The sequence below is a fragment of the Acinetobacter halotolerans genome, from assembly GCF_004208515.1.
Taxonomy (GTDB): Bacteria; Pseudomonadota; Gammaproteobacteria; order Pseudomonadales; family Moraxellaceae; genus Acinetobacter; species Acinetobacter halotolerans.
In genome coordinates, this window is sequence record NZ_SGIM01000006.1 from 19,218 (window position 1) to 40,506 (window position 21,289).

Here is a 21,289-nt window from a genome sequence, read left to right on the forward strand (position 1 = left end):
CTTATTGTTTCGGCTTGCGTTCATGCTCAAACACTTCATGCAGATGTTGTTGTAACCATTCGAAGTAGTCAGGATTTTCAGCTTTGGCAGCCTCTCTTAATAAAATCGAAGTAGGATGCATTAACTTTTGACTTAAACGATGTGCAAACTCTTGTAGGACCTGTTCGGGTGCGTGGCCATGTTGTAATGACTCTAAAGCATGTGCCAATTCATGCTGACTCATTTCTTCGCTATGTTGGCGATAGGCTTGAATCGTGCCGCTTGCTTCTTTGACTTTTTGTTGGGTCATCAATTGAGTCGCCAATTGATTGACCATGATCTCAGCTTCAACAGCCGCCTGACGTCGTTGTGCTAAATTTTCCTCAATGACACTTTGTAAATCATCAACACCATATAAATAAACGTTATCCAATGATTCTACTTTTGGATTTATATCGCGTGGAACAGCCAAATCAACCATCAGCATTTGTTGATAACGACGTCTTTTTAATGCGACTTTAACGTCATTATATTCAATCACTTGATGCAAACTACCTGTACAGCTTGAAATCACATCAGCTCTATGTAAATTTTGTGCTAACTCTGAGAAAGAAATAATTTCAACATCAGCTTGATGTGCAAGTTCCTGTGCCAATTCATCCGCTCGTTCACGGCTACGATTGCAAATAATGATTTTAGCCACTCCCATTTCAGCCAAGTGTTTGGCAACGAGAGTATTCATCTCACCTGCCGCGACCACCATCACTGTTAATTTTTCTGGATGACTAAAGACCTGAGAAGCAAGCTGGGCAACTGCATATCCCATTGAAACAGCATGGCTACCAACAGAGGTTTCCGAGCGAACGCGTTTCGCCGCATAAAAAGCATATTCAAAAATGCCATTTAACTCAGGAGAAATCGTTTCTGCATCTTTGGACAAGGCTAATGCACTTTTTACTTGCCCTAAAATTTGTGGCTCACCTAACATGAGCGAATCCAAACCACTGGCAACACGCATCAAATGTGTAACAGCTTGAGCATTTTCGTAACGATACACATGATGAATCAACTGTTTAACATCAATATTATTCACTTGGGCGAGCCAATTCAGAACGCTATCCGCATCCTCAGTCATGGCATACACTTCCGTCCGATTACATGTAGACACCACCACCATATCTTTAAGCGCTGGATGTTGGTGTCGCTCATGCAATAACGTCGCTAATCGCTCTGTATTGAAAGCAATTTGTTCACGGAGTTCGACAGAAGCTGTCTGATGGTTGACACCCAGTGCAAAGAAAGACATATCAGATCATCATTTCGCTAAATTTATGTTATTGTGCAACATCGGTGTCATAAAAAGCATTACTTTGGATCAATAAAAATTGCGTCAGCTATATCGCCGTATTCATTTTCACGGCAAGACGATTAGACGGTATTCTACCACAATCTTATTGTTAGGTAGTATGAGCGCTTACGTCTCTGCACAAGCAATACATGACATGTATGCCGATCAGAGCTTTGAATATGCCCTGCAACAAAGTATGGTTGCTGAATTTTCTCTTGCCTACGACGATATTCCGACAGCACTACACAATTATACCGTGCTTGCGATTCGCGGCAATTCAACCATAATTAAACAACGCGCGCTTGACATTGCACTTGAATATGACGATTTACAAGCAGCATTAGATATCGCCACTCATTGGGTCGAACAAGAGCCTGAAGATGTTCCTGCATTATTCTACTTATCGCATATTTCGCTCAAAACCCATGAGTATGACCTTGCTGCAAAAACATTGGATAAAATCTTAAATATTGATCCAACTGCTGATTTAGAACAAATTTTAGCTGGAATTGCACCTGAACAAGCTCAAGATCGTAAAGTTTTATTAAATGCACTTAGTGCCAGTAAAGAAAAAAATAATCCATCAATATTGGCATTAATCGCAGGATTAGAAGCACAAGATGGCTTATATGAACAAGCACTCAAAAATATTAATCGAGCACTGCGTAAACGTTCAAAATCAACCAGTTTTATTTTAATGAAAGCCAATTTGTTGATGGCTTTACAAGACGATGAAGCAACTCAAAAATGGCTAGCTCGTGCGAGTCGAAAGAATAAAAATAATCTAGATGTTCGTTTAGCAGAAGCACGTTATTACATTCAGATCAATCAACAGCAGCAGGCATTCGATAAGCTTCAAGCAATTCTTAAAGACCACCCTCATGCGGAGGAGGCTTTATTTATTGCGGGTTTGACCAGTATCGATTTAAAGCAATACGAACTTGCTGAACAGTATCTGGTTGAGTTACGTCATTCTGAAAAATACCAAAATGAAGCCTATTATTACCTCGCGATTAATGCGCAACGTAAGCAACATTTTGAAACTGCCAAGGCCTATTATCGTCTAGTCGATGGCAGTCTATACATTGTGTCTCGGCGCAACATGATCTCTATTTTTGAACAGCAACAACAACTCAATGATGCGCTGCGTTTTTTAACGCAAGAACGAGTAAATTATCCGCAACACGCCAGTTTTTTATATCAAGCTCAAGCGGATATATTAAAGAAAATGGATAATAAGAAGGCTGCATTGGCATTGCTTGATGAAGCCATAAAAAATATTCCTGATGATCCTGAGTTGATTTATGCTGAAGTTTTATTGCTCGATCCTTTTACCGACCGAGATAAACTCGATAAAACTCTAAAACAATTGTTATTGATTGAGCCGAATAGCCCAACCTATCTGAATGCTTATGCCTATACACTTGCCTTACAAAATCGCCGTCTAAAAGAGGCACGAAAATATGCGGAATTGGCACTTGAATATGCGCCTGAACAAGCTTCTATTTTAGATACGCTTGGTTACATTGCCTTTTTGCAAAATGACTTTGATACAGCTGTCAATGTCCTTGAGCAAGCATATGATCTAAGTCAGAATGTTAATATCGGTGTTCGTTACGCGAAAGCACTTTATATGCAAGGCTCACTCACTCAATTTAGCGATGTGTTACAGCAATTGAAACAAAAACATGCGAATGCCCCACAATTACAACAACTTGATAGCTTAATCTTACCTGTCACTGTAAATAAGAGTTAACTCCATGCGTTTTTTCCCAAAATTATGCGTCGCAATCTGTAGCAGTAGCGTGTTGTTTTTAACCGGCTGCCAACATTTAAACCAATCCAAAAAGGTCATTGCGTCACCGCAACTACAGGATGAAAACAACTTTAGTTTGCAAGGAAAAATCGGCGTGCGGACTCCACAACAGTCTGGGAGCGCATTTTTTACATGGGTGCAACAGCAAGAACAATTTGATATCGAACTCACGGGCATACTCGGTGTGGGTAAAACACAGATCCAAGGTAAATCTGGTGAGGTCACACTCAATAGTGCTAAAACAGGGTTAATTACAGCAGCATCGCCTGAAGAATTATTAGAAAAAGCGACTGGCTGGCAGGCGCCCATTATGCATTTAACCCATTGGGTACAGGCCAAACCAGCTACCTTACATGCGCAAGTTACGAAAGATGAAAACCAACGTTTAAAACAACTCATTGAAGATGGTTGGACGGTCGATTTTAGTTATAACGATGCTCAAATGCTGCCAAATAAGCTGCTGTTGAAACAAGCGCTTGCCGAAGATAAAGAAAACCGTATTACAATGGTCATTCAAAACCGATAGCTTAGATTATTCTATTATGATGAGAGTTCCTTCCCCTGCCAAATTGAATTTATTTCTTCATATCACAGGTCGTAGAGAAAATGGTTATCATGAATTACAAACTATTTTTCAATTGATTGATTTATATGACTGGATGACTTTTGAGGAAATTACAGAAGAAACCATTCAAATACAGGGCCTAGCAGAAGTACAATTCGAACAGAACTTAATCTATCGAGCAGCTCAACTATTACGTCCTCATGCCAAATCGCCATGTGGTCTCAACATCCAAATTGAGAAAAATATACCCATGGGTGCAGGTCTAGGTGGCGGTTCATCCAATGCTGCAACCACACTCATTGTGCTCAATCAGCTTTGGCAGTGCGGGTTAAATAATCAGCAACTCGCAGAGTATGGCGTGCAACTTGGTGCCGATGTTCCAATTTTCGTTTATGGACGAAATGCATGGGCAGAAGGGATCGGTGAACATTTATCATTCATAGACTTAGCGCAAAAAAAGTTCATTATTTTAAAACCTGACTGTTTTATCAGCACTCAACAGCTATTTTCACAAAAATCATTGACAAGAGATTCTAAGATCACTACATTTTGCGCCTATCAGTTACGACCTTCTCTTTTTAGAAATAACTTTGAACCTTTGGCTCGACAGTTATATCCTGAAGTTGAAGAAGCAATGCAATATTTAGATCAGTTTGGTCTAGCAAAGCTTACAGGTACAGGTGCTTGTGTTTTTACTGAGGTAACCGAAGAGATGGACATAGAGTTGATCTTGCAAAACGCACCATGTAAAGCTTATGTGGTCAATAGTTTAGCAGAATCACCTTTAAGAAATTTCTCAGTTACACGCTAGGGGCGTCGCCAAGTGGTAAGGCACCGGGTTTTGATCTCGGCATCCGTTGGTTCGAATCCAGCCGCCCCTGCCAATTTTCATCTGTAGATATATGTAATACATTAGGGGCGTCGCCAAGTGGTAAGGCACCGGGTTTTGATCTCGGCATCCGTTGGTTCGAATCCAGCCGCCCCTGCCATTACATTATCAAATTTAGGGGCGTCGCCAAGTGGTAAGGCACCGGGTTTTGATCTCGGCATCCGTTGGTTCGAATCCAGCCGCCCCTGCCATTCCTTTAGACAGACTTGTTTTATATTGATATTGATCAAACATATTGACAATACCGTATAAAACCATTAAAGTTCTGCCGCATTAGGGGCGTCGCCAAGTGGTAAGGCACCGGGTTTTGATCTCGGCATCCGTTGGTTCGAATCCAGCCGCCCCTGCCATATAATAGATTGTTTCTAAACTACCCGTTGGAAAAATCATAGATTTTTCCCTTGCGCTCGGGTGAAGCGTTGCTTCACTTAATCCTCGCTCAGGTGCTTCATGCCCAATCTTGTCGTTTTTAGTGGAAGTGCTCATCCACAGTTCGCCCAAAAAGTCGTAAGTCATTTACATATCCCTTTAGGAGCTGCTTCAGTTAGCAAGTTCTCTGATGGTGAAATTTCAGTTGAAATTACTGAAAATGTACGTGGTAAAGACGTTTTTATCGTCCAATCTACTTGTGCGCCAACCAATGATAACCTTATGGAAATCTTGGTCATGGCTGATGCTTTGCGTCGCGCAAGTGCAGGTCGTATCACAGCAGTTATTCCGTACTTCGGTTACGCACGTCAAGATCGACGTCCGCGTTCTGCTCGTGTACCTATTACTGCTAAGGTTGTTGCAGATATGCTAACAACTGTAGGTATCGACCGCGTTGTGATGATCGATCTGCACGCAGACCAAATTCAAGGTTTCTTTGATATTCCTGTTGACAACATCTATGGTACGCCTGCTTTGTTAGCTGATTTACATCAGCAACAACATCACAACTTAATGGTGGTTTCACCTGACGTTGGTGGTGTGGTACGTGCTCGTGCTGTTGCAAAACAACTGGGTGATATTGATTTAGCTATCATCGATAAGCGCCGTCAAAAAGCAAATGAATCTCAAGTGATGCATTTGATTGGTGACGTCAAAGATCGTGACTGTGTCATCGTAGATGATATGGTTGATACAGCAGGTACGCTTTGCAAAGCGGCTGATGCACTAAAACAATTTGGTGCACGTCGAGTTATTGCTTATGCAACTCACCCTGTTTTATCTGGCAAAGCCATTGAGAACCTTCAAAATTCTGTTATTGACGAACTTGTTGTAACCGACACGATTCCTCTTTCAGATGAGGCAGCAAACATTGGCAAAGTTCGCCAAGTGTCTGTTGCTAGCATGGTTGCTGAAACAATTCGTCGTATCAATAACGAAGAATCTATTAGCGCAATGTTTGATAGTTATCTATAATAGCCCAGCTTTTTTCTTAAACCCTAGCTTAGCTAGGGTTTTCTATCACTAAACTGGTCGCAAGTTTAGTCTCTTAAAACTCAATGAGGATATGCCCATGGCAAACTTCGTATTAAATGCTCAAGCACGTGAAGCTGCACTACAAGGGAAAGGTTCGAGCCGCCGCCTTCGTCACGCAGGAAAAATTCCAGCAATCATCTATGGTGGTAGCGGTGAGCCTGTAACAGTTACTTTAGAGCTTCGTCAAATCGTTAAAGCTTTAGAAAACAATGCCTTCTTTGAAGAAGTGATTGAAATCCAAATTGGTGATCAAGTTGAAAACGTTAAAATCAAAGCGTTACAACGTCACCCAGCAAAAAATACACCTATGCACGCTGACTTTATCCGCGCATAAGTGTTAAAGGCTTAATTAGTGTCAAATATTTCGCTAATTGTTGGTTTGGGCAATCCTGGAAAGGAATATGCCCAAACTCGCCATAACGCAGGTTTTTGGTTCGTAGAACAGCTTGCAGATCGTTATGGTATTCAGTTAAAAGCTGATCCGAAATTTCATGGATTCAGTGGTCGTGGTCAAATTGAAGGTCATGACGTACGTCTATTGCTCCCAACAACCTTTATGAACCGTTCTGGTCAAAGTGTTGCCCCTTTCGCTAAGTTTTATCAGATTTCTCCTGAATCGATCTTAATCGCTCATGATGAACTGGATATGGATCCTGGCGTTATTCGTTTGAAAACAGGTGGTGGACACGGCGGACACAATGGTCTACGTGATATCGTTCCTCATCTTGGTGCTAATTTCCACCGCTTACGGATTGGAATTGGACATCCTGGCTCGAAAGAGCGTGTTTCAGGTCATGTACTCAATAAAGCCCCAAGCAGTGAACAAGATTTAATGGATGCAGCAATTGATCATGCTTTATCTAAAGTGAAAATACTTGTTGATGGACAAGTTTCGCAAGCGATGAATCAAATCAATGCTTACAAACCCGCTTAAACTTACGACTGTATTGTTGAACAATCATACTTGCCATATTGCATTTTTAGGCGCAAAATGCGCATCGTACCGCCAATAGCCCGCGGAAAACGTGACAAGTCAACCATAAGATATTCATCTTAGGTCTTACTCAGGAGACGCTAGCCATGCTATCTCGTTTATTAAAATGTAAAATTCACCGTGCAGTTGTGACTCATGCAGAACTTCATTACGAAGGTTCTTGTGCAATTGACGGTGTATTAATGGACTTAGCAGGGATTCGTGAATACGAAGAAATCCACGTATGGAACGTCACTAACGGCAAACGTTTCACAACCTATGCAATCCGTGGTGAAGATGATTCAGGCATTATTTCAGTCAATGGTGGCGCAGCACACCAAGCTGATGTAGGCGATTTAGTGATTATTGCAACCTTTGGTGATTTCACTGAAGTAGAAGCAGATCTGCACAAGCCGCGTTTAGTCTATGCTAATCCAAACAATACTGTAAGTCACACTGCAAACTGCATTCCTGTGCAAATTGCATAAACTTTAAAGATTCCAAAAGAGCCAGTCAAAAATGAACTGGCTTTTTTTATAGCTAAGCTTTTTACAGCTACATAAAAGTATCTCCCAAAAACCTACATACAAAAAAACGTCTAAACAACAGTCCTACTTTACGCAACCATACTTGTAAAAGAGCTCAATGCTTTATTAAATGAATAGAAAATAAAGATAATTTGAAGAATATGGATATTATAAAAACACTGAGTAAAGTTTCAGTATTTGCGGAACTAGAAGCAGCCACACTGAGCGTCATCGCCAGTTATGGACATATTCTGCATTTACAAACAGGGCAAATGCTTTATCAGCTCGATGATATTGCTGATCATGTTTATATTATTGCTTATGGTCGCGTTAAGCTCACTACTGCTTCAGGTTTATCAACCTATTTGGGCCGTCACGAAATCGTGGGAGAAATAGGCAATATTTCCAAGCAGCCACATCACGGTACCGTTCATGCCATCCGAGATACCACCCTTTTCGCGATTCCACAGCAACCATTTTTAGACTTCATCCATCAATATCCTAAGGTTTTATTGGCCTTGACTCGACTCATCATCGCTCGCACACAACCCGAACTACAACACACTCATGCCATGAGCCATAACCGAACGTTATCTGTTGTTCCTGTTGCATCACAGATTCCAGCTATTCATCTCGCAGAACAATTGACTGAGCATTTACAACGATGGCCACATGTTCGATTAGTTACCGCCGCACATGTGGATGCACTATTTGGCTTCGGTTTTAGTCAAACAGCTCTCGACTACGGTGCAGATGATTTAAAATTACGTCAATGGTTAGCAAACCTTGAAGAAAAGCATTGTTACGTCCTTTATGCTGCACATACTCATGACGATGAATGGTCAAAGCGCTGTCTACATCAGGCAGATCGAATCTTAATCTTAGCAGAAGCCAATCACCCACCTGTTCAGACCCAACTGGTCGAGGTGTTAAATCAATATGATTGGCAAAGTCCCATAGAATTAGTGCTATTACGCTCTGAGGGAGATCCCTCCCCGCATACACTGAGCTGGAAACAGCTTTATCATGCTCGTGCCCATTATTTTATTCACCCTTGGGCGCAGGCAGATATCAGCGCTGTCGCTCGGCAAATCTCCAGTCAAGGTTTAGGTTTGGTCCTTGGGGGTGGCGGTGCGCGTGGATTTGCTCATATTGGTTTAATTCGCGCATTGGAGCAATTGCATATCCCAATCGACATTGTAGGGGGAACCAGTATGGGTGCATTTGTTGCCGCATTGGTCGCATGCGGTTTTGATAGTGTTGAAATGACCCATATTGCTTATGAAACTTTTGTTGCCCGAAATTATCTAAATGACTACACCATGCCAAAAGTTTCGTTAATCCGAGGACAACGATTTCATACCCGATTACAGGCTATTTTTGGACATCGACGAATTGAGGAGTTGAAACGAACCTATTATTGTATTTCCACCAATCTATCGACGGGTCAAGCTGTCATTCATGATCAAGGTGAACTGGCAACATGGGTCGGCACCAGTATGAGTGTTCCCGGCGTTGCACCACCTGTTGCATGGCATGAGAACTTATTGTGCGATGGCGGTATCATCAATAATCTCCCCACAGACGTGATGCAAAATTTAGAAAGAGGTGTAATTATTGCCAGTAATGTCAGTTTAAATGATGATATTCGCATACCAGGAATTGGTTTAAATGAACCTGACCAAAGTGCCCTTCTGAACTGGAACAAATTGATTAAAGATAAACTTTTACCAGCACCTCGACTGGCTGAAATTTTAATGCGTACCGCGACACTTGCCAGTGATACCATGATTCAAGCGGCTGCGATTGAACGGGCGAACTTGCATATTCGTATGCCAATTGAAGGTATCGCTATGTTTGACTGGCATAAATTAGATGAATTAGTAGAGCGTGGCTATGAGCACGCTTTAGCAACACTACTTCCGATTCGCGACACACTACCCTATTCCTAAAACTCAATCTACAACAGGTACATCAATCTGATAATGATCTAATAAACCATCGAGATATTGATAAGTTTCAGCATCGAGTTGCCGCATATAAACATTGAGAATTTTCCGACATTGTCGCTGTTTGTCTATCGGCATACGACCAACGATATCGAAAGTTACCTCCCATTGCGAACGCAACAAGGAAGCATAGGCAATATGATGTAAAACCTGTTCATCAATTTGTGCAATGGCTATGGCAACCCCCTGCCTTGCTTCATCTTGCATATAATTCACAACCACCAACATATCAGTCCATAAATGACAATGATCTGCGGCAGCCACGATGCTTTGAATAATGTCGACTTGTCGCAATGCAGGTAAATTTGCAACATAATGCTGTGCCTGAGCAGATAGACCTGCGACAACGGGCAACATATCCTCCCAAAGTTGATCTTCCTGAGCCGCCTGAATAATCGCGTTAATGACCGTTTCACCTTGCTGTACGGCTAAATCCCCAAGCTCTTGTTTTAATTCATAACCAATATGGCTCATTAATGCCAATAATTTGGGCCAAACTAGACGTTGCGTCGGATCACAGATAATCAATAATGCCTTTTCTATACGTGCTTTCGGTATGACATGAACCAAATGATCAATGCGCTCTCTAGATTCAATATAAAAAGCGATTTCTAAAAGATCACTTTCTTGTTCAACAATCTGAGCAACATCTTGCACCACCTCATCAGACAACATGCTCACGAAGCGTCCCATGGTCACAAAATCACGCTTTTGCAAAAGCACTTGAGCAATCTCGATAATTTGATGGGTGGTTAAGTAAACCAACAGCTCTCGTGCCAATCGTGGGTCAAGATGAACTGAGATTTCAGCAAGTGTGTCGGCGGATAATTTTTTAGCAATCCGATATAAGTTTTCAGTGGATAGGTGTACGGCAATTTGTGCCACAATCAACGGATCTAAAAATCGTTTAACCATGAAAACATTTAACCAATTTGGCAACCAATTGACCCAAATTGCCAAATGTCGAAACCGTGCTTTTTGCTGATCTTGTAATAATTCAATGATTGCAAAGCGAAATTGTCTAAGGCTTTCTGGTGCTATGCTTTGCAAGAAGGCCAGCTGTTGTTCTGAAACACTTAAAATACGTGCAAGTTTTATAATTTCTGCATGCACTGCTAATCGCGTCATCGCCCTTACCTCTGCATTTTATTTCTAAAAAATAGCCGTAAAAAGAAAGGAACTTGAAATAGATGCTGATTAATTTTCCGATTTTCTTCTAACACAGTGCGCTGTAACTGCTGATTTAACCAAGTCAACTCTTGCGCGGATAAATGGGAAAAATCTTTGAGATTCATCACTGGACGATGTATTTGTTGAGCGAGTTGTTCGAGGTCTGTTTGAACTGGTTTTTGCATGGGCGAGCCTCCCTTTCTTGTTGTTCTATATTTTGAGTTTATGCTCAATTATGATCTATTACCAATTTCACTGATTAATGGAAAATATTGAACTACATCTCAACATGATTTGTGGTCGCTATAGAACGTTTCATTCCATAAAAATTATATTCTTCACGTAAAATATGACTATAATCAAAACACATCGCTTCAGGGCGGGGTGAAATTCCCCACCGGTGGTAAGTTAGGCTTTGCTCATCAATGACCTAATCAGCCCACGAGCCTGTATAAGAGGGGTAGAAATATCCCACGTATACTCGCAGATTTGGTGAGATGCCAAAGCCGACGGTATAGTCCGGATGAAAGAAGACGAAATCACCAAAACAACTTTGGTTTGTTTTAGTGCGCGCTTATTTTTGCATCAGTCCTGAAATGTTCAACCGTAACCTATTTACGAGAGCGTTTCATTATGTCGAGTTTAATCCAACCCGAACTTTTCTTTTCAGCCCTTTCCCCTGCTGAACAACGTATTCAACACGCTTTAGATGATATCCGCCAAGGCAAACCTGTGTTGGTAATGGATGATTTTGACCGTGAAAATGAAGCGGACTTAATTGTTGCATCCGAAACATTAACTGTCGAAACCATGGCACAAATGATCCGTGATGGTTCAGGAATTGTCTGTCTTTGCTTAACTGAAGAATTGGCAGATCATTTACAACTTCCACCCATGGTCATGGATAATTCAAGTCAGTTCAAAACAGCCTTTACCGTGACGATAGAAGCGGCACAAGGTGTGACCACAGGTGTTTCTGCCAAAGATCGTGTTACCACAGTTTTAGCAGCGACCAAAGATGGTGCTGTTGCCAGTGATCTCAGTCGTCCCGGTCATGTTTTTCCTTTACGTGCACGTGATGGTGGTGTATTGACACGCCGTGGGCATACCGAAGGAACGATTGATCTAGCCCGTTTAGCTGGCTTGAAACCTTCAGGTGTCTTGTGTGAATTAACGAATCCTGATGGTTCGATGGCTTCAGGCATTGAAGTTTTAGCGTATGCACAAACACATGATTTGACGGTGATTAATATCGAGGAATTAGTGCAGTATCGTTTGAAGCATAATATTTAATTAAAAAAATAGCCTCGAATCATCGAGGCTATTTACCCATTCAATGCTTAAGAAACTTTTCGCTCTGCATTTAACACTGCAACACACTCAATCAATTCTTTAAATTGTGCAATCTGCGTTACTGGCTGGGCTTGGACCAATTCTTCCGCTGTCCCATATCCATAATTCACCGCAATCGTCTCAATATTATTGGCACGTGCGCCAATAATGTCATACTGACGATCACCGACCATAATACATTGCTGCGCATCCAACTGTTCTTTCTCAAGAATATAGGCAATCAAATCTGCTTTATTGGTACGTTCACCTGTCAGTTCACTGCCATAGATGCCTGTAAAATATTGATCCAACTTGAAATGAACCAAGATTTGTTTTGCATAAATCGTAGGTTTTGCTGTGGCTAGAAACAAGGTATAACCTTGTGCTTGCAATTGCTGCAAGGTCTCAACTACCGTTGGATAAACTTCATTTTCAAATAAACCTGTAACCGAAAAACGCTCACGATAGGCAGCTAAAGCTTGCTCAGCCAAAGCATCATCTTGTGTATTGAGTAATTTAGCCAACGAACCCTTCAATGGTGGGCCAATGGTCCAATCCAAGTCCACAACATCAGCCAACGGTTGGCCGAGCTTTGCTAAAGCAAAACGAATTGAACCATGAATCCCTGTTTTCGGGTCAGTCAAAGTACCATCTAAATCAATCAGAATATTTTTGATCGTCATTCATCCAATCTCTTACAGCCTTACACAACAAAGTCGAGAGTTTCTCGAAACTTCCTTATACTAACGCAAATGAAAACATAAAAGGAAATTGCAGTGCGTCCAACCGTACTTTGTTTTTCAGGTTTAGATCCATCAGGTGGTGCTGGTTTACAAGCCGATATTGAAGCAATTGGGCAAAGTGGTGCACATGCTGCGATTGCATGTACCGCCCTAACTATCCAGAACTCTCAACAAGTATTTGGTTTTGAAGCCACATCTAAAGAACTGTTGCTTGCGCAAGCAAATGCTGTGGTCGGCGATCTACCGATTAAATGCGTTAAATCTGGGATGCTCGGTACGACAGATAATATTGCAGCTTTGGCAACGTTTTTACGCGAACATTTAGATTATCAATATGTACTTGATCCTGTACTCGTAGCGAATAGCGGCGGTTCATTGGGTGATCAAGCAACTTTAGTTAAAGCCTTTGTGGAGTTGATTCCTTTAGCCACAGTGATTACCCCAAATACGGTTGAATTAACGGCCTTAACGGGTATAGATGACATTGAACAAGCCACTCAAAAATTATTTGAAATGGGTGCAAAAGCAGTGCTGGTCAAAGGTGGGCATGAAGACACACCTGATTATATTCGAAATGTCCTGTATGCGGATGGCAAAATGATTGCGGAAAGCCGTTGCCCTCGCCTAGAAGGACAATATCATGGTTCAGGTTGTTCTTTGGCAAGTTTCATAGCGGGACGATTGGCTTTAGGTGATTCACTCAAAATCGCAGTTCAACATGCAGAAACATGGTTATTTGGTGTATTAAAACATGCGGAAACACCTGTTCCGAATGGGCAAAAGATTCCAAAGCGGTTTTAAACCGCTTTGCTTATCCATAAAAAATTAAGCCAAGACTTTTACAAAAATCGATAACGGGTTCAATATCTTGCAGATCAGTAGTATCGTATTTTCAAAAAATACTAAGCATGCCCTACTATTTTAGGCATATCTAAGGCTCTATATGAAAATTTATCATCAACTCCTATAAACATATGCAAAATATTCAAGAACCTTAACTCGCTTATAAAATATAATAATTATCATTTTAATTATCACCATACCCCTCATGCTGAAATACCGCCTTCTACCTAGCTTATTACCGCTTAGCTGCGCCATGACTGTCTTTGCTAATGATCAAGTGAATACGCTGCCGACCATCACAGTTCAAGCCTCAACACCAGTCGAAAATGCTGAAAAAGAATATAAGGTCGATTCTGCAAGTTCTGCGACACGCACATCTACTTTACTTAAAGATACGCCACAAGCTGTAACTGTGGTCAATAAAGCAGTACTTCAAGATATACAAGCGACGCGTTTATCTGAAGCACTCGATGTGGCAGGTCTAGGACGCGCAAATAACTTTGGTGGACAAGGTCTAACCACCTTCACATCTCGTGGATTTACTAGCGGTGAATATTATAGAAATGGCTTTCCAATCAATCGTGGTTATCCAAATGCGCCTGAGAGTACAACGATCGAGCGCGTAGAAGTTTTAAGAGGTGCTTCATCAAGCCTATATGGTCGTGGTGATCCAGGAGGTACTTTTAACGTGGTGAGTAAAGTACCCCAAGCCGAACGAAAAACAGTACTCGGTTTGAGTATCGATGATGAGGGGCTCTATCGTAGTACAGTGGATACCACAGGTTCTTTTACTCAAGATAATAGTGTCAGCTACCGTTTAAATTTAATGGGGGAAAACGGAGATACCTTTCGGGAACATGTTGATTCAAAACGCTGGAACATTGCACCCGTTATTCAATGGACGCCTTCAGAGAATACCAAAGTGATCTTTGAAGCAGATTTCTTACGCAACCAACATGCTTTAGATCGTGGTTTTACTCGCTATGATGGTCAACAAAAATATTCTTTTGATCCAAAAGAATATTGGTGGGAATCTGGAAAAAATCGAAATCGACTCTATAACGATAATGATATGTTTCAATTACGTGTTGAACATAACCTCAATGATGCATGGAAACTGAATGTTGGTACGCAATATTTAGATGGAAATTTACATGGTTATGCTGTTGAAGCAAATGGTGTAAAAGCAGATAGTCATGGCGAGATCATTACTCGAAACTATAATTGGCGGAATTTGGATTGGAGTGACAAAAATATCCAAGTAAACCTTGTCGGTGAGTTTAATCTGTTTAACCTAGAACATACGTTAGTGTCTGGAATAGAATTCGAAGATTATGACTATCGTTCCTATATTATTCGTTCCACAGCACCATTTGACTTAAATATTCATCATCCCGATCGTGCTCAGCCACTACCTGAATTAATCAACGTCACCACACATGATCATGAACAACTGCGTAGTAAAGCCTTCTATGTTCAAGATCAAATTCGTTTAACAGATCGATTCAATACTTTGATTGGTTTACGTTTTGAGCATTACGAACAGGATTATACGAATTTTATAAATAATTCTTCATGGTCAACTGATCACAATACAGTCATACCGCGTATTGGATTTACTTATGATTTGACCGATCAATTCACGCTTTATAGCAACATCAGTAAATCATTTAAGCCAAACGCTGGTGCAGATCGAAATAATCAAGGCTTTGATCCTGAAGAAGGTATTTCTTATGAAATCGGTTCAAAATATGCCCTTCTTGATCATAAACTTTCATTTGAAAATGCAATTTATTATGTAAAAAAAGAAAATGTACTCACACTAGATCCGCTTGATTCGACGAAAAGTATTGCTGCGGGTGAAGTCACAAGTAAAGGCTTTGATCTCAGTTTAGTTGGAAATCTCACCCCAGAATGGAAAATAATTGGGAATTATGCCTATACCGATGCTGCGGTGAGCAAAGATAATAGCTTAACTAAAGGAACACGTTTAGCTAATATTCCTAAAGATTCATTCAACCTGTTAAGTATTTATGAGTTTCAATCAGATGCATTAAATGGTTTAGGTTTAGGCTTAAACCAGCGCTATGTTGCCAGCCGAAAGGGACAAACTGCAAATAATACGTACAGCATGGGAAGTTATGCGACTACAGACTTTATTTCTTATTACAATCTGTCATCGGACATACGTTTCAGTTTTGATATTAAAAATATCTTTAATAAAAAATATGATGATAGCGCGTTTAATCGCTATGTTTATCCAGGACAGCCTCGAACAGTCAAACTTGGGATGACCTATAGTTTTTAAGTATGTATATCAGTCCACGTTGAGTCTGTGCGAAGTGAACTAAACATATATATTTAACACTTTCTACTCACCATCAAAAAAGGCGCTTAATGCGCCTTTTTTAGGATCAAGTAAATTATTGAGGAATACGTAACACTTGACCTGGGAAAATATCATCTGCATTTTTTAGAAGCGGTTTATTGGCTTCAAAAATTTTATTGTATTGGTTTGGATCACCATAATATTCTTTTGAAATCTTAGATAAGTTATCGCCTGATTTAACTGTATAAAACTTACTTTCTGGTTCAGCAGTATCAACTGTCATTTGATCATCGACCTGAGCGACATGATCAATATTTCCGACTGCAAGCACGATCTTTTCTTTATCCGCCTGACTATTTACCTTCCCCTTAATTACTGCGGTGTCAGTTGCACCATTATAAGTAACTGATAGGCCATCAACACCTAAACCTAAGCTTTTAATCAAACCCAATAATTTATTTGCTACTTCCTGAGCTGACGGCTCAGCTGGTGATGCTGGCGCAGCTTGTGGTTCTGCTGGCGCAGTATTTTTCTTGCCAATACCTTTAACAAAATCAAAAAGACCCATTGTTATTTCCTCTGTAATTATTAATGATGCTTGGTCAAAGTTGACCTAATTTCTAGTTATACAGAAAAAAAGAATTGCTCGAGTTTCAATTTAAATAGGTCTTGTAAATATATGTATATTCTCTAAAACAACGCTCAGTATATTTGGAATTTCTTATTTTCACCCATAAAAAAGCCACCTTACGGTGGCTTTCGATCATGCAAGATGATTAACCAAGTTTCTTGGTTACATAATCAATTGCAGATTGAACTGTTGTGATTTCATTTGAATCTTCATCTGGAATGGTGATGTCAAAGTCATTTTCAAATGACATAACAAGTTCAACCAAATCCAAAGAGTCAGCACCTAAGTCATCCATGAAAGATGCTTCGTTTTTGATCTCTTCAGCACGCATACCTAATTGTTCAGCTACAGCTTGCTTGATGCGTTGTTCGATATCGCTCACAGGAATTCTCCTCATTGCTTGTGGCGTTTTAATTTGCCACTAGTTTAATTGAATATTAAAATTTTTAAAAGTTTATACGTCGCCACTTAGGCCATGTATAAACCACCATTTACGTGTAAAACTGTACCAGTAATGTAACTAGCATTATCGCTTGCAAGGAAACTCACTGCATTTGCAATATCTTGGGGTTCACCTAGACGATTTAAAGCTACTTGATCGATCATTTTTTTACGAACATCTTCGCTTAACTGATCAGTCATTTCAGTTGCGATAAAACCAGGTGCAACACTGTTTACCGTAATCTGACGGCTCCCCATCTCTTTCGCTAAGCTACGACTGAATGCTTCAATCCCTGCTTTTGCTGCTGAGTAATTGGCTTGTCCAGGGTTAGCAAAATGTGCAACCACTGAACTAATATTAATAATGCGCCCAAAGCGTGCTTTGGTCATGCCTTTCAATACCCGCTTAGACAAGCGATAAACCGCTTTAAGGTGGATATTGAGAATGTCATCCCAGTCATCTTCTGACATACGCAATAACAAATTATCTTTGGTAATTCCCGCATTGTTGACCAATACCAGAACCGAACCATATTGCTGCTCGATATGTGAAACAAGTGCATCTATTGCCTCGCCCTCACGAACATCGAGTACTGCACCTGTTCCATGCTCAGCAAAACTTTCTGTCAGTTTTTGCGCGCCTGATTCAGAGGTCGCGGTACCAACGACAAAAAAACCGTCTTGAATGAGTTGCTGTGCAATTGCTGCGCCAATACCTCGGCTAGCTCCTGTCACTAACGCAACTTTTCGTTGTTGTGTCATGCAATTTTTCCTTCTGCCACTAACACTGCGTTTAGGGCATCTTCCATACGTGCTTTGCTATCAATGGCAAATGCTTTTTCTATGTTCGGTAATCGCTTGGCAAGATTACTAAGTACTGTACCCGGCCCACATTCGACCACATACTGAATACCCTGATCTTGTAGATATTGCATGGTACGTGTCCATTGCACCGATTGGTACAATTGAGCAGTTAATGCCTGACGTAATTGAGCAACATCCGTAGCGATTCCCGCGTTGACATTTTGTATTACAGGAAGGTGGGGTAGCTCAATGGCAGTTTGTTCCAAAGCATCAGCAAACTGTTCTGCTGCCGATCTCATCAATGAACAATGTGAAGGGACAGAAACAGGTAATGCGATGGCTTTACCAGACTGTGCTTTTGCCTCAGCCATGACTTGCTGAACCAAAGCAGTACTCCCCGCAATCACGACTTGACCTTGCGCATTGTAATTTGCAGCTTCAACTGAACCTTGACCTGCCGCAGATACTTGCTGGCAAAGCTCAACAACTTTGTCATCAGCCAAACCAAGGATTGCAGCCATTGCACCCTCACCTTGAGGAACAGCACTTTGCATCAATTTACCGCGTAAATTGACCAATTTAACTGCATCGCCCAACGTCATTGCTTCAGCTGCAACTAAGGCGCTGTATTCCCCTAAAGAGTGTCCAGCCAAGTATTTCGGTACAATACCACCTAGCTCTAACCATACACGCCACAACGCAATACTTGCGGTAAGTAACACGGGCTGGGTATTTTCAGTTTGATCTAAACCTTCACCACTTTGAGCAATCTGCCAAAGGTCAAAACCAAGCGCTTCAGAAGCTTCAGCAAAGGTCTCTTGAACAACACTAAACTGCTCTGCAAGTTCAGCCAACATACCTACTTTTTGCGAGCCTTGACCCGGAAAAACAAATGCTGTTTTTGTTGCTTGAGCAGCCTGCTCAAGTCGTTTAGTCGACATATAAAAATCCTTAAATTAGTCTATTGCCAATTTCATCAACACCCATGATTCTACATGAGAATGACGATAGACTCTTTAGCGATGCGGCAATTTAACATTGATTAAATCTTTTTATAATTGCGAAAAACAACAAAAAAGGGAGCTTTCGCTCCCATTTTTTCTATACTTTAAGCTAACGCTTAATGCATATGATTCAATTATTCAGCATCAGCTGCTTTAGCGAATAATTGACGACCACGGTAAATACCATCTTTAGTCACATGGTGACGACGATGAGTTTCACCAGTAGTTTGGTCTACAGATAATGCATTCTCGGTTAAAGCGTCATGTGAACGGCGCATGTCACGGCGAGAGCGACTTTTACGGTTTTGCTGAACGGCCATGATGGCTCCTTACAAAGATCGAAAAAATGGATCAGAACAAATTCGGTTGTCTTAACTCAACATTATAACATAAATTATGAGCTAAGTTTACCCTTCAGGCCAGCCAAAACATCAAACGGATTATCCCGCTTTTCTTCGACATCTTCCTGAGTGGCAGGTCGATGCTTATGCTCACAAACATCATGTTTAGGAGATAAAGGCATCAACAGTAACAGTTCATCTTCTAGTAATGCGAGTAAATTAATCGATGCAGGTGTATCAAAATCACCTTTTTTCGAAGATTCACTTTCACCTAAAACGATGAAATCAGCATCCTCATCCAATCGCTCTATCAGTGACTCATCATCAATCAAGGCTAAATGGAAGTCTGAAACCAATTCAATTTCAACAGTTCCCAAACAACGTTGGCATTCCATTGGAACTTTAGTCTCAATATGTCCATCTAACCATATAATACGATGATAGATATCCATTGATAGCTTACAGTCTATGTTGATCAATTGATCATCAATTGAACCAACAGCGTCTCGAGCAATACGAGCAAAGCGAGACAATGGCAGTGTTCCTGACCATGTAAAGCCCTGTTCAGCCCATTTAAATGGCTCGATTTGGCTTGGAAAAGTATTTGCTGACATAATTAAGGCGGCAATTCTACAAATTCATCGGTACTCTGTCAAAGATTAAGATACAATTTTGCACTTCTTTCGACAGAACTCGGGGTAAATTAAGCAATGCATTTGTTGCAGCCGCAACTTGAAGTAACAACTTCATCACTTATTGGCACCCATTCAACCTCTTTTCCTGTATTAGCATTAGATCAAGTGCAACGTGCATCTTGGCAAAAGTTAACCACAGAATCAGAACAGGTCGATTGGCTCATTTTACACTTTAATCATTGGTTTTCCCACCATAATATTATCTTAGTCAAAGGTGATTTTGAACCAGAGTATTTCCCTGCTACTTTTCATCAAGCTGCAAGAATTCAATTTGCGCATGGTTTCTTTAATAGTGCCCTGCATGAGATCAGCCATTGGACGATTGCAGGTGAAAAACGCCGTTTGCTTCCCGACCTTGGATATTGGTATGCACCTGATGGTCGAAGCGCTGAACAACAAAGTTTATTTGAACAAGTTGAAATCAAACCACAAGCAATTGAATGGCTATTTGCAACTGCCTTTGGTCGAAAATTCCGTGTGTCTTTAGATAACTTAACGGGCGACAGTGGAAATGGACAGCAGTTTAAAGATCATGTATTTGCTCAAGTACAGCGTTACTTTTCTGGCGAAGCAAAGCTACCTCGTGATGCTGCGCATTTTATTTATTGCATTTGTCTTTGCACACGCAATGGATCACCATTACAACTCAATGAATTTAAACGTGAATACCTTGATTAAATGACAAAATTATCACATCAACCTCTTGCCACAAGCCCACAACAAGTTTCATACTAAATTCAGCCACATAGATCAGGGAGTTATAATAATGTTGCATTTACATATTCATCCTGAAAATCCACAGGCTCGCTTAATCACTCAAGCCGTTGATCGTATTCGTGCTGGTGACGTTGTGGTCTATCCAACTGATGCGGCCTATGCCATTGGTTGCCAGATTGGTAATAAAAGTGCGATGGAACGTATTGCTCAAATTCGTGGTTTAGGTCCTAAACATCAATACGCCATCATGTGCTGTGATTTATCAGACATTGCAACTTATGCCAAAGTTGATAATGCAATGTATCGATTGTTGAAAAATAATACGCCTGCTGTCACCACTTTTATTTTGCCAGCAACAAGTGAAGTACCAAAACGCTTAATGCATCCGAAGAAAAAAACCATCGGTCTACGTATTCCAAGTAATCCAATTGCTCAAGCATTATTAAAAGAGTTAGATGAACCTTTACTCACCAGCACCTTGATCTTGCCGAATCAAACAGATCCTTTAGATGACCCATTTGATATTGAAAATCAGCTCGGCAAACGTATTGATGTATTTATCGATGGTGGTTTTGGAATGTTAGCAACCACAAGCATTGTGGATTTATCAGGTGAAAATCCAGAAGTCATCCGTCGTGGGATTGGGGATGTGAGTGCTTTTGAGTAAGC

23 protein-coding genes, 4 tRNA genes and 1 riboswitch are annotated in these 21,289 nt (G+C 40.8%); of the genes, 17 read left to right on the forward strand and 10 right to left on the reverse strand.

Features of this window, described 5'->3' with window-relative positions:
* Position 1: 1 nt before the first annotated feature.
* Entirely contained in the window at positions 2–1,285 is a 1,284-nt protein-coding gene (gene hemA / locus EXE30_RS08485) for a glutamyl-tRNA reductase (protein WP_130162012.1), read from the reverse strand.
* A gap of 79 nt (positions 1,286–1,364) precedes the next feature.
* On the opposite strand from hemA, the gene EXE30_RS08490 reads away from it, so the two are divergent.
* From EXE30_RS08490 to EXE30_RS08545, 12 genes are all read left to right on the forward strand, one after another.
* Positions 1,365–3,083, forward strand: a complete 1,719-nt coding sequence (locus tag EXE30_RS08490; protein ID WP_130162013.1) for a tetratricopeptide repeat protein — start codon at positions 1,365–1,367, stop codon at positions 3,081–3,083.
* 4 nt (positions 3,084–3,087) lie between these two features.
* Positions 3,088–3,669 (forward strand): lipoprotein insertase outer membrane protein LolB, encoded by a 582-nt coding sequence (lolB, locus tag EXE30_RS08495; RefSeq protein WP_130162014.1) that lies wholly within the window; start codon positions 3,088–3,090, stop codon positions 3,667–3,669.
* 16 nt (positions 3,670–3,685) lie between these two features.
* The gene (gene ispE / locus EXE30_RS08500) at positions 3,686–4,519 is read left to right on the forward strand and encodes a 4-(cytidine 5'-diphospho)-2-C-methyl-D-erythritol kinase (RefSeq protein ID WP_130162015.1); all 834 of its coding nucleotides are present in this window, start codon (positions 3,686–3,688) and stop codon (positions 4,517–4,519) included.
* Positions 4,518–4,592: transfer RNA gene (locus tag EXE30_RS08505), tRNA-Gln, on the forward strand. The genes ispE and EXE30_RS08505 overlap by 2 nt, the downstream gene beginning before the upstream one ends.
* A gap of 30 nt (positions 4,593–4,622) precedes the next feature.
* A tRNA-Gln gene (locus EXE30_RS08510) sits at positions 4,623–4,697 on the forward strand.
* 16 nt (positions 4,698–4,713) lie between these two features.
* A tRNA-Gln gene (locus tag EXE30_RS08515) sits at positions 4,714–4,788 on the forward strand.
* 84 nt (positions 4,789–4,872) lie between these two features.
* A tRNA-Gln gene (locus EXE30_RS08520) sits at positions 4,873–4,947 on the forward strand.
* A gap of 100 nt (positions 4,948–5,047) precedes the next feature.
* Positions 5,048–6,001: a ribose-phosphate pyrophosphokinase gene (locus EXE30_RS08525; RefSeq protein WP_004670043.1), complete on the forward strand. Its 954-nt coding sequence runs from the start codon at positions 5,048–5,050 to the stop codon at positions 5,999–6,001.
* Positions 6,002–6,098: 97 nt separating this feature from the next.
* Positions 6,099–6,395, forward strand: a complete 297-nt coding sequence (gene rplY / locus EXE30_RS08530; RefSeq protein ID WP_130162016.1) for a 50S ribosomal protein L25 — start codon at positions 6,099–6,101, stop codon at positions 6,393–6,395.
* A gap of 18 nt (positions 6,396–6,413) precedes the next feature.
* Positions 6,414–6,995 carry an aminoacyl-tRNA hydrolase gene (gene pth, locus EXE30_RS08535; RefSeq protein WP_121930178.1) on the forward strand — a complete coding sequence of 194 codons (582 nt, stop codon included), beginning with the start codon at positions 6,414–6,416 and terminating at the stop codon, positions 6,993–6,995.
* Positions 6,996–7,141: 146 nt separating this feature from the next.
* Positions 7,142–7,522: an aspartate 1-decarboxylase gene (panD, locus tag EXE30_RS08540; protein ID WP_004670039.1), complete on the forward strand. Its 381-nt coding sequence runs from the start codon at positions 7,142–7,144 to the stop codon at positions 7,520–7,522.
* Positions 7,523–7,722: 200 nt separating this feature from the next.
* Positions 7,723–9,513 carry a patatin-like phospholipase family protein gene (locus EXE30_RS08545; protein WP_130162017.1) on the forward strand — a complete coding sequence of 597 codons (1,791 nt, stop codon included), beginning with the start codon at positions 7,723–7,725 and terminating at the stop codon, positions 9,511–9,513.
* Positions 9,514–9,516: 3 nt separating this feature from the next.
* Here the strand turns inward: EXE30_RS08545 and EXE30_RS08550 are convergent, their stop codons facing one another.
* Together EXE30_RS08550 and EXE30_RS08555 are read right to left on the reverse strand one after the other, a co-directional pair.
* Positions 9,517–10,698: a hypothetical protein gene (locus EXE30_RS08550; protein ID WP_130162018.1), complete on the reverse strand. Its 1,182-nt coding sequence runs from the start codon at positions 10,696–10,698 to the stop codon at positions 9,517–9,519.
* Between the two features lie 5 nt (positions 10,699–10,703).
* Positions 10,704–10,925, reverse strand: coding sequence for a hypothetical protein (locus tag EXE30_RS08555; RefSeq protein WP_130162019.1), 222 nt, complete (start codon positions 10,923–10,925; stop codon positions 10,704–10,706).
* 182 nt (positions 10,926–11,107) lie between these two features.
* Positions 11,108–11,279: riboswitch (FMN riboswitch) on the forward strand.
* Positions 11,280–11,373: 94 nt separating this feature from the next.
* Here EXE30_RS08555 and ribB point away from each other — a divergent pair.
* Positions 11,374–12,033: a 3,4-dihydroxy-2-butanone-4-phosphate synthase gene (ribB, locus tag EXE30_RS08560; RefSeq protein WP_130162020.1), complete on the forward strand. Its 660-nt coding sequence runs from the start codon at positions 11,374–11,376 to the stop codon at positions 12,031–12,033.
* Positions 12,034–12,080: 47 nt separating this feature from the next.
* Here the strand turns inward: ribB and EXE30_RS08565 are convergent, their stop codons facing one another.
* Positions 12,081–12,755 carry an HAD-IA family hydrolase gene (locus EXE30_RS08565; protein ID WP_130162021.1) on the reverse strand — a complete coding sequence of 225 codons (675 nt, stop codon included), beginning with the start codon at positions 12,753–12,755 and terminating at the stop codon, positions 12,081–12,083.
* A 93-nt stretch (positions 12,756–12,848) separates the two neighbouring features.
* Between EXE30_RS08565 and EXE30_RS08570 the strand changes: the two genes are divergently transcribed.
* On the forward strand, positions 12,849–13,616 hold the full coding sequence (locus EXE30_RS08570; protein ID WP_130162022.1) for a hydroxymethylpyrimidine/phosphomethylpyrimidine kinase: 768 nt from the start codon (positions 12,849–12,851) through the stop codon (positions 13,614–13,616).
* A gap of 295 nt (positions 13,617–13,911) precedes the next feature.
* Entirely contained in the window at positions 13,912–15,966 is a 2,055-nt protein-coding gene (locus tag EXE30_RS08575) for a TonB-dependent siderophore receptor (protein WP_171457349.1), read from the forward strand.
* 115 nt (positions 15,967–16,081) lie between these two features.
* On the opposite strand, the gene lysM is transcribed toward EXE30_RS08575, so the two are convergent.
* The 6 genes from lysM to EXE30_RS08605 all read right to left on the reverse strand — a co-directional run bounded on the left by lysM (position 16,082) and on the right by EXE30_RS08605 (position 19,822).
* The gene (lysM, locus tag EXE30_RS08580) at positions 16,082–16,555 is read right to left on the reverse strand and encodes a peptidoglycan-binding protein LysM (RefSeq protein WP_130162024.1); all 474 of its coding nucleotides are present in this window, start codon (positions 16,553–16,555) and stop codon (positions 16,082–16,084) included.
* 208 nt (positions 16,556–16,763) lie between these two features.
* On the reverse strand, positions 16,764–17,000 hold the full coding sequence (acpP, locus tag EXE30_RS08585; protein WP_004655272.1) for an acyl carrier protein: 237 nt from the start codon (positions 16,998–17,000) through the stop codon (positions 16,764–16,766).
* Positions 17,001–17,086: 86 nt separating this feature from the next.
* Positions 17,087–17,821, reverse strand: a complete 735-nt coding sequence (gene fabG, locus EXE30_RS08590; RefSeq protein WP_130162025.1) for a 3-oxoacyl-ACP reductase FabG — start codon at positions 17,819–17,821, stop codon at positions 17,087–17,089.
* Positions 17,818–18,804, reverse strand: a complete 987-nt coding sequence (gene fabD, locus EXE30_RS08595; RefSeq protein WP_130162026.1) for an ACP S-malonyltransferase — start codon at positions 18,802–18,804, stop codon at positions 17,818–17,820. The genes fabG and fabD overlap by 4 nt, the downstream gene beginning before the upstream one ends.
* 197 nt (positions 18,805–19,001) lie before the next feature.
* Complete coding sequence (rpmF, locus tag EXE30_RS08600; RefSeq protein ID WP_004638135.1) at positions 19,002–19,187, reverse strand: 50S ribosomal protein L32; 186 nt, start codon at positions 19,185–19,187, stop codon at positions 19,002–19,004.
* A gap of 74 nt (positions 19,188–19,261) precedes the next feature.
* On the reverse strand, positions 19,262–19,822 hold the full coding sequence (locus EXE30_RS08605) for a YceD family protein (protein WP_130162027.1): 561 nt from the start codon (positions 19,820–19,822) through the stop codon (positions 19,262–19,264).
* A 96-nt stretch (positions 19,823–19,918) separates the two neighbouring features.
* On the opposite strand from EXE30_RS08605, the gene EXE30_RS08610 reads away from it, so the two are divergent.
* Positions 19,919–20,581: an elongation factor P hydroxylase gene (locus EXE30_RS08610; RefSeq protein WP_130162028.1), complete on the forward strand. Its 663-nt coding sequence runs from the start codon at positions 19,919–19,921 to the stop codon at positions 20,579–20,581.
* A gap of 88 nt (positions 20,582–20,669) precedes the next feature.
* Positions 20,670–21,287 (forward strand): L-threonylcarbamoyladenylate synthase, encoded by a 618-nt coding sequence (locus EXE30_RS08615; RefSeq protein ID WP_004670005.1) that lies wholly within the window; start codon positions 20,670–20,672, stop codon positions 21,285–21,287.
* Positions 21,288–21,289 lie beyond the last annotated feature (2 nt).